This window comes from Clostridium muellerianum, assembly GCF_012926525.1.
GTDB lineage: Bacteria > Bacillota > Clostridia > Clostridiales > Clostridiaceae > Clostridium_AM > Clostridium_AM muellerianum.
Genome location: NZ_JABBNI010000044.1, coordinates 1 through 6,134 on the forward strand (window position 1 = coordinate 1; position 6,134 = coordinate 6,134).

Consider the following 6,134-nt stretch of genomic DNA (forward strand, 5'->3'; position numbering starts at 1 on the left):
TGGTTTAATTCCAGTATAAGGAGTTTTTATTCATTTATCAAATCTTTGGTATTATATATTTATCTTTAATTGATATTAATTTCTATGCGGCGTAGCTTTTCACTACGCAACGTGTCGCACTATCCTGGTACTCATCTACCATAATATATTCAAACTTTCTTTGATAAAACTCCAAAACTTCTTCATTTTTCTTAAACAATTCTACGGTTTTATAAATCAAATCATCAAAGTCCAAGGCATTGTTACTCTTTAACTTTTTTTGATATAAAATATATGCATCTGCAATTTTATTTAGTCTAAAATTATTTTCATTTTCTTTTTTATATCTATCTGCTGATATTAAATTATCTTTTTGCTCACCTATCTTATTTATTATTTCTCTATCTGTTATATCTTTATCATTTATATTTAACTCTTCCATACACTGCTTAATCAATATTTTTTGATCATAGGAATCATATATAGCAAAGTTTTTATTATATCCTAACTTATCTATTTCCCTTCTTAATATTCTTACGCAGCTTGAATGGAAAGTAGAAACCCACATATTGTCCACTTGATTTCCTACTAAATCTCTAACTCTATCTTTCATTTCACCAGCAGCTTTATTTGTAAAAGTTATAGCTAAAACTTTTGAAGGATATATATTTAAATCCTTTATCATATGAGATATTCTATAAGTCAATACTCTTGTCTTTCCAGAACCTGCTCCCGCCAAAATTAATAGCGGTCCTTTTACCTGTAAAACCGCTTCATATTGTTCCTTATTTAAAAGCATTTTTAAATCCATACCATCCACTCCCTGGTTTTTTACTATGTTTCATGTTTAATATTATATCATTTTTATCAATCATTTAATCATTACTAACATAAAAAATGTGTTGATTTATATCAACACATACATAAAAAATACATATTACAAACCACTTACTTATTTAGTTGCTTCATCCAATCTATCTAATACAACCCCATAACCTTCACTTCCATAATTCAAACATCTATTAACTCTACTTATAGTAGCAGTACTTGCCCCTGTAGTTGCTGCAATATCCAAATAAGTTTTTTTATTTCTAAGCATTTTAGCAACTTGAAGTCTTTGCTCTAACGCCTTTATTTCATTTATAGTACATATATCATCAAAAAATCTGTAACATTCCTCTTTTGTTTTTAAGCTTAACACAGCTTCGCATAAAAAATCCATTTCTTCACTTGCTAATTTGGATTTGTATTCCTCCATGAGCTCAACTCCTTATTTATCTTCATTATAATTGTTTTATGCTTCATATAATTTTATCACGATTTAACGCATTAATCTATAAAATTACAGTAATTTTACAAAAATAAATTTTTTTATTTTTATATTGTCTTTATATGAATAATATATAACATAATACAAAAAATAAAAATAAAAACAGCCCATTGGGGCATGGGCTGCCTGCTCATAAATAAAAAGGGGGCTATTTATCCTAATTATTTATCCTTGCATCCTAATTATATTAAAATTAATTACAAATTTCAAGTTATTTTTGCAAATTTGATTGTAAAATTCATATTATTATGACAGAAAATAATTCATATTATGCTAATTTGTGAAATTCTAACTGCACTTAGGGTTTTTGAGACTTTCCACCTCTGCTTCAGATAATTCCCTATATTCGCCTTCTTCTAAGTTAAAATCATAATCTATTGGACCAAACTTTATTCTTTTCAAGTAAACTACATTTTTACCTATACTATTGAACATTCTCTTTACCTGATGAAATTTTCCTTCCTGTATTGTAACTTCAACTCTTGACCCATTTTCATTAGATTCTAAAATTTTAAGCTCTGCAGGCAGACATTTATAACCATCATCTAAAGTAATTCCTGCTTTAAACTTTTGTACATCATTTTGATCTAAAGTTTTATCTATTTCAGCATAATAAACTTTATCCACATGCCATTTTGGAGATATTAACCTATGATTTAACTCTCCATCATTGGTTAACAATAAAAGCCCTACTGTATCCTTATCTAATCTCCCCACTGGGAACGGCTTAAATGCTTGATGTTCCGGTTCTAATAAGTCTATTACTGTTTCATCATAATTATCAAAAGTAGCTGAAACTATACCATCTGGTTTGTTCATTATTAAATATATGTATTTCCTATAATTAATTACTTCACCTGAAATCTTTATTTCCATATCATCAGGATTTACCTTCATTCCACTATCTTTTACAATTTTATTATCTACCTCTATTAGTCCTTCTTTTGCTAAAGCCTTAATTTCTTTTCTTGTTCCATATCCTAAATTTGATAGAACCTTATCCAATCTTTCCATAAAACTCCTCCTAAATTTAAGCATTCCATATCAGTATTATAACCTGTTAAAAGCAAAATAAAAACAGTCTAAATTTTAGGCTGTTTTTAATCTATTTAATGACTACCAAATCTAAAACTCCACTTGATAGCAAAAACTCTGTTTATTTTCCTGCATAATATTTCATAACTTTATTTACATAATCTCTTGTTTCATAAGGCAGTCTAGATACTCCTGAAACATCAGATACCCCTCTGTTTTGAAGAGTTCCCGGTCCTGCATTGTAAGCAGCTAAGGCTAATTGCTTATTACCAGCATACATATTAAGCAGTGACTTTAAATACTTTGTACCACCATCTACATTTTCACCTATATTGTAGGGATCTGAAACCCCAAGTTCACTAGCTGTACCAGGCATAAGCTGCATAAGGCCCATAGCTCCTGCACCTGAAGTAGATTTGGGATTAAAGTCTGATTCCTGTTTTATTACTGCCATTATTAAATTAGTATCCACACCATATTTTCTTGAAGCTTTAGCTACAGCTTCATCTATGCTTAAATTATTGCTCTTTATATCACTTTTTAAATCTTTATATATAGAATTAAGTCTTTCACCAGCGCCATATCCTAATTTACTTAAATCATCTTCGCCTAATGCTAACTTACTTAAATTCATGTTTCCATTATCGTCACCAAATGCCTTAGTTAAGCTTTCCATGATAAGGCTAAAAGAATCTGAATCCCCAAAAGCATTTTTAAAAATTTGAGTCATAAGCTGAACTTGTAAAAGTTGCTCCACTTTTTTGTTATTATCAACGTTCATTTTTTCACCAACCTTTAAATTATACCTTATTTAATTTTATCGTAATATTTTATTAAAACTTTAAATACATAAAAAGAAATAACTAATCAACTTTTTACAAACTCATCCAATAAGACATCTGAAAGAAAATAACAAGTCCAATATTCAACAGATATTTTTTGTAAGACAAGGAGGCAGGTTGCGCAGATAGTTGTTCTATCTAATGGTTCTGTGGATGCAATATTAGAAAAAGTAAACTAGCATATAGACTTATTATTTTTTTGAAGATGCCTAACATCTAATCTGCAAAAAAATTCATAATATCATAATCTTCATATGCTCCCTTATGATATTGACTTTTAGCTAAAACTAACAATTTATACTGGCCTTTACTAAATGGTATAAATGTATAATAATTTTTCTTGCTATAATTCTGAACTAAAGTCCAATCACCTTTTTCCATTATAAAAAATTCATATAATACATCTTTTCCGCCTTCACTTACAACTGTAAAATTTGCTGAATTGTTGCATAAAAATTTTGTTCTATCACAACTTATCTTTGTATCAGTTATGGGAAGAGCTTCATGAATTTTTACTGTAATACACTTTTTACAATCAAACATCCTATCGCTTTCCTTATTTTTAGCATATATCTCCAAAGTGTATAAGCCACTACATCTAGGTGTAAATGAATATTTTTTGTCTTTTGTATACCCAGTTTCTTCAACTTTGTGATCATTTATTCTTAAAACATAGTTTACTATTATATTACCAGTATTCTGGGTTATTACATTTAATATAACCTTATCTCCAACCACATAGTATTCTTTTAATGGAAACAAAACATGTTCTATTTCTCCTGGCATAAACTTAAATGCTTCTAAATTAAATATATAGTGACAGTCAAACTCTCTATCTGAATATTTATCTCTTACTCTAGCCTCAAATTGATAACTTGCTTCTTCTTTAGGTATAAAGCTTATACTATTACTTTTTCCATAACTAATGCTTTCTAAAGCTCTATTTTCTTTTCTTATTATGAAAGCATATTCTAAATCAGTTCCTCCAGATGCATTAACTTTTACACTTATAGGCTCATTTATTAATACCTTATGTCTTTTATCCATAATAACTTCATTAATTTTTACAGGTTCTTTACTTTTTTCATCTATTGTAAATTCAATGCATTCACAAGCTTCATATTTTTCTTCACAGCTTTTATCTTTAACCCATAAATATATTTTATAGTTTCCTGGTGCCTTAGTTTTCCATTCATAATTATCATTTCTTGTATACCCTGAATCCTCATTACAATTGCCATCTATTATATATTTATAAAGTACTTCTTTTCCTCCAATAACATCTGCCTTTAAATTTACAACTGTTTCACATAACTGTGGTGAATTTAAATCCGTAGTGAAACTTTTTATGCAAATATCCTTATACTTTTTTACCAAAAAGTTTATTATGGCCCTATCATCGAAACTTTTATTGGAATACATATCTTTTACTAAACATAAAAGCTTATAATTTCCGCTCTTATTTTCCACATAGCTTACAACTCGCTTTGTTGAATAATCTTGAACACATTCCATTTCACCATCATCATTTATCTTAATAAACTTATAGAGTATATTTCTTCCTTCTTCATAAAATGCTTCTACTTTAAATATAAGTTCCTCGCCTTCAAGTAATTCTGAATTAACTGCATTAAAGTCCTGTATTTCCACTTTTTTTAAATCCATTACTTCAAATTCCACTGTTTGAAAATCATCATAATTATTTTGTGAATCAATATTTCTACATTCTACTAACATTTCACCTTTTCCTGGAAACTTCACTGTCCATGAAAGAGTATTATCTGGTGAGTACTCTTTTATAATCTCCCACTTATCATCTATTTTAAGCCAGTACCTAAACATAAGTGGAACCTTATTTGTATTTACAAACAATCTAACTTTTTCACCTAAATTAAGCTTATATTTATCTAAACTTATACTATCTATTAATTTTTCTTTCACTTTTCCTATTATATAGTTTTCTCTTGATACATAATCAAAGCTCTTTTGCCCATCCTTCTTTCGGGCTTGTACCATTATTATGTATTTACCATCTTCTTTTGGTAACCATTCAACACTAGTTGATTCACTAAAATCCTTTAATGTACTCCAAATTCCATTTAAACCTACCATGTACTTAAACATAAGATTCTCTTCTAATATATTGTTTACGTTAATGAGAATTTTAGAGTTTTTTTCTTGCGGACTTTGTAAATTATATTTTATTTCTAACTCATTCATCTTCTCACCTGTCCATCCTTCATATAATGTATTTAATTTATATTATACTATAATTCCATATTTTGTAATAGTACTTATTTACATTTACACCCTAATTTATTATTAAAACTAAAAAATCTTTTAATAATTCAGTTATATTTAATATTTGCTTTGGAAAACATATTTTTAGGGAGAGTGATCTTATGTGTAAAACAGATAGATATGACCCAAATTATCCATATGAAAAAAATACTATAGATACAGGTATATCTGAAAAAGGATATCCTATTATTGAAAGAACTTCCAATGGACTTATTTTTCCTGAAGGTCCCCAAAATAATGTGGATATGAATGATATTAAACCTTTTGATTAAATTAAAAAGGAACCTATTAAATATAATTATTTAGTAAGTTCCTTTTTCTTTATTTTGAATTTTTTTGAATAAATTTGAGTATTTTTGAAACTACAGTTTTATAATAAGTGTAAAATTAAAAATCATAAAAATGTTAAAACTGTAATATCATTTATTAAATCGAGTTTCGCTTAAAGTTAAACGATTACTTTTTGCAAAGGAATATTATTTCAAAAATACCAACCTAAATTAAGCAAACCAACTAAAATATTAAGATAGTGTAAAGTTTGCTATGAAAAAATAACGCTCAAAAAATATGCTTGTAAGAGCTCATGAGGTTGCTTATTTTTTCAAAGATAAGATTAGGTTGCTATAATCGCCACCCTTGACTGCATG

The 6,134-nt window shown here is 27.9% G+C and carries 5 protein-coding genes and 1 pseudogene; 1 reads left to right on the forward strand and 5 read right to left on the reverse strand.

The genetic code is table 11. The features are described 5' to 3' along the window. Window positions 1-118: 118 nt before the first annotated feature. The 5 genes and pseudogenes from HBE96_RS18015 to HBE96_RS18035 all read right to left on the reverse strand — a co-directional run. Window positions 119-790, reverse strand: a pseudogene (locus HBE96_RS18015) (ATP-dependent helicase); the annotation flags it as partial. A gap of 141 nt (window positions 791-931) precedes the next feature. Then, entirely contained in the window at window positions 932-1,237 is a 306-nt protein-coding gene (locus HBE96_RS18020) for a YerC/YecD family TrpR-related protein (protein ID WP_169299107.1), read from the reverse strand. A gap of 360 nt (window positions 1,238-1,597) precedes the next feature. Beyond that, window positions 1,598-2,323: a pseudouridine synthase gene (locus HBE96_RS18025; protein ID WP_169299108.1), complete on the reverse strand. Its 726-nt coding sequence runs from the start codon at window positions 2,321-2,323 to the stop codon at window positions 1,598-1,600. Between the two features lie 142 nt (window positions 2,324-2,465). Further along, window positions 2,466-3,125 (reverse strand): lytic transglycosylase domain-containing protein, encoded by a 660-nt coding sequence (locus HBE96_RS18030; RefSeq protein ID WP_169299109.1) that lies wholly within the window; start codon window positions 3,123-3,125, stop codon window positions 2,466-2,468. 277 nt (window positions 3,126-3,402) lie between these two features. Continuing rightward, on the reverse strand, window positions 3,403-5,406 hold the full coding sequence (locus tag HBE96_RS18035; protein ID WP_169299110.1) for a triple tyrosine motif-containing protein: 2,004 nt from the start codon (window positions 5,404-5,406) through the stop codon (window positions 3,403-3,405). Window positions 5,407-5,588: 182 nt separating this feature from the next. Between HBE96_RS18035 and HBE96_RS18040 the strand changes: the two genes are divergently transcribed. After that, window positions 5,589-5,759 carry a hypothetical protein gene (locus HBE96_RS18040; RefSeq protein WP_169299111.1) on the forward strand — a complete coding sequence of 57 codons (171 nt, stop codon included), beginning with the start codon at window positions 5,589-5,591 and terminating at the stop codon, window positions 5,757-5,759. Window positions 5,760-6,134: the final 375 nt, after the last annotated feature.